The following is a 3,108-nucleotide window of genomic DNA, read 5'->3' on the forward strand; positions in this document are numbered from 1 at the left end:
AGCTTCGGGGAGTCGGCAAACAGACTTTGATCCGGAGATGTCTGAATGGGGGAACCCAGCCATCATAAGATGGTTATCTTGTACTGAATACATAGGTGCAAGAGGCGAACCAGGGGAACTGAAACATCTAAGTACCCTGAGGAAAAGAAATCAACCGAGATTCCCTTAGTAGTGGCGAGCGAACGGGGACTAGCCCTTAAGTGGCTTTGAGATTAGCGGAACGCTCTGGAAAGTGCGGCCATAGTGGGTGATAGCCCTGTACGCGAAAATCTCTTAGTCATGAAATCGAGTAGGACGGAGCACGAGAAACTTTGTCTGAATATGGGGGGACCATCCTCCAAGGCTAAATACTACTGACTGACCGATAGTGAACTAGTACCGTGAGGGAAAGGCGAAAAGAACCCCGGAGAGGGGAGTGAAATAGATCCTGAAACCGTATGCGTACAAGCAGTGGGAGCAGACTTTGTTCTGTGACTGCGTACCTTTTGTATAATGGGTCAGCGACTTATTTTCAGTGGCGAGCTTAACCGAATAGGGGAGGCGTAGCGAAAGCGAGTCTTAATAGGGCGTCTAGTCGCTGGGAATAGACCCGAAACCGGGCGATCTATCCATGGGCAGGTTGAAGGTTGGGTAACACTAACTGGAGGACCGAACCGACTACCGTTGAAAAGTTAGCGGATGACCTGTGGATCGGAGTGAAAGGCTAATCAAGCTCGGAGATAGCTGGTTCTCCTCGAAAGCTATTTAGGTAGCGCCTCATGTATCACTGTAGGGGGTAGAGCACTGTTTCGGCTAGGGGGTCATCCCGACTTACCAAACCGATGCAAACTCCGAATACCTACAAGTGCCGAGCATGGGAGACACACGGCGGGTGCTAACGTCCGTCGTGAAAAGGGAAACAACCCAGACCGTCAGCTAAGGTCCCAAAGTTATGGTTAAGTGGGAAACGATGTGGGAAGGCTTAGACAGCTAGGAGGTTGGCTTAGAAGCAGCCACCCTTTAAAGAAAGCGTAATAGCTCACTAGTCGAGTCGGCCTGCGCGGAAGATGTAACGGGGCTCAAACCATACACCGAAGCTACGGGTATCATCTTCGGATGATGCGGTAGAGGAGCGTTCTGTAAGCCTGTGAAGGTGAGTTGAGAAGCTTGCTGGAGGTATCAGAAGTGCGAATGCTGACATGAGTAACGACAATGGGTGTGAAAAACACCCACGCCGAAAGACCAAGGTTTCCTGCGCAACGTTAATCGACGCAGGGTTAGTCGGTCCCTAAGGCGAGGCTGAAAAGCGTAGTCGATGGAAAACAGGTTAATATTCCTGTACTTCTGGTTATTGCGATGGAGGGACGGAGAAGGCTAGGCCAGCTTGGCGTTGGTTGTCCAAGTTTAAGGTGGTAGGCTGAGATCTTAGGTAAATCCGGGATCTTAAGGCCGAGAGCTGATGACGAGTGTTCTTTTAGAACACGAAGTGGTTGATGCCATGCTTCCAAGAAAAGCTTCTAAGCTTCAGGTAACCAGGAACCGTACCCCAAACCGACACAGGTGGTTGGGTAGAGAATACCAAGGCGCTTGAGAGAACTCGGGTGAAGGAACTAGGCAAAATGGCACCGTAACTTCGGGAGAAGGTGCGCCGGTGAGGGTGAAGGACTTGCTCCGTAAGCTCATGCCGGTCGAAGATACCAGGCCGCTGCGACTGTTTATTAAAAACACAGCACTCTGCAAACACGAAAGTGGACGTATAGGGTGTGACGCCTGCCCGGTGCCGGAAGGTTAATTGATGGGGTTAGCTAACGCGAAGCTCTTGATCGAAGCCCCGGTAAACGGCGGCCGTAACTATAACGGTCCTAAGGTAGCGAAATTCCTTGTCGGGTAAGTTCCGACCTGCACGAATGGCGTAACGATGGCGGCGCTGTCTCCACCCGAGACTCAGTGAAATTGAAATCGCTGTGAAGATGCAGTGTATCCGCGGCTAGACGGAAAGACCCCGTGAACCTTTACTATAGCTTTGCACTGGACTTTGAATTTGCTTGTGTAGGATAGGTGGGAGGCTTTGAAGCGTGGACGCCAGTTCGCGTGGAGCCAACCTTGAAATACCACCCTGGCAACTTTGAGGTTCTAACTCAGGTCCGTTATCCGGATCGAGGACAGTGTATGGTGGGTAGTTTGACTGGGGCGGTCTCCTCCTAAAGAGTAACGGAGGAGTACGAAGGTGCGCTCAGACCGGTCGGAAATCGGTCGTAGAGTATAAAGGCAAAAGCGCGCTTGACTGCGAGACAGACACGTCGAGCAGGTACGAAAGTAGGTCTTAGTGATCCGGTGGTTCTGTATGGAAGGGCCATCGCTCAACGGATAAAAGGTACTCCGGGGATAACAGGCTGATACCGCCCAAGAGTTCATATCGACGGCGGTGTTTGGCACCTCGATGTCGGCTCATCACATCCTGGGGCTGAAGCCGGTCCCAAGGGTATGGCTGTTCGCCATTTAAAGTGGTACGCGAGCTGGGTTTAGAACGTCGTGAGACAGTTCGGTCCCTATCTGCCGTGGACGTTTGAGATTTGAGAGGGGCTGCTCCTAGTACGAGAGGACCGGAGTGGACGAACCTCTGGTGTTCCGGTTGTCACGCCAGTGGCATTGCCGGGTAGCTATGTTCGGAATAGATAACCGCTGAAAGCATCTAAGCGGGAAACTAGCCTCAAGATGAGATCTCACTGGAACCTTGAGTTCCCTGAAGGGCCGTCGAAGACTACGACGTTGATAGGTTGGGTGTGTAAGCGCTGTGAGGCGTTGAGCTAACCAATACTAATTGCCCGTGAGGCTTGACCATATAACACCCAAGCAATTTGATGCTCCTAGTTGAAAAGACGAGAGAGACCAGATTGCGGTGTGTGAAGACGAAACGAACCGAAAGTTCGATGTTCACAAACACCGAAAGCTGTCACATACCCAATTTGCTGAAGCGAGGCCATCTGGTCACGACTCAGTACCCGAATTTCTTGACGACCATAGAGCGTTGGAACCACCTGATCCCATCCCGAACTCAGCAGTGAAACGATGCATCGCCGATGGTAGTGTGGGGTTTCCCCATGTGAGAGTAGGTCATCGTCAAGATTA

The 3,108-nt window shown here is 51.5% G+C and carries 2 rRNA genes (1 of these 2 running past the window's edge); both read left to right on the forward strand.

What is annotated here, in order from left to right:
* Positions 1 to 2,821, forward strand: a 23S ribosomal RNA gene (locus tag AD669_RS27815) (it extends 73 nt beyond the left edge of the window).
* A 168-nt stretch (positions 2,822 to 2,989) separates the two neighbouring features.
* Positions 2,990 to 3,105: ribosomal RNA gene (rrf, locus tag AD669_RS27820) — 5S ribosomal RNA — on the forward strand.
* Positions 3,106 to 3,108: the final 3 nt, after the last annotated feature.

The organism is Pseudomonas sp. P1.31 (assembly GCF_001269815.1).
GTDB classification, from domain to species: Bacteria; Pseudomonadota; Gammaproteobacteria; order Pseudomonadales; family Pseudomonadaceae; genus Aquipseudomonas; species Aquipseudomonas rustica.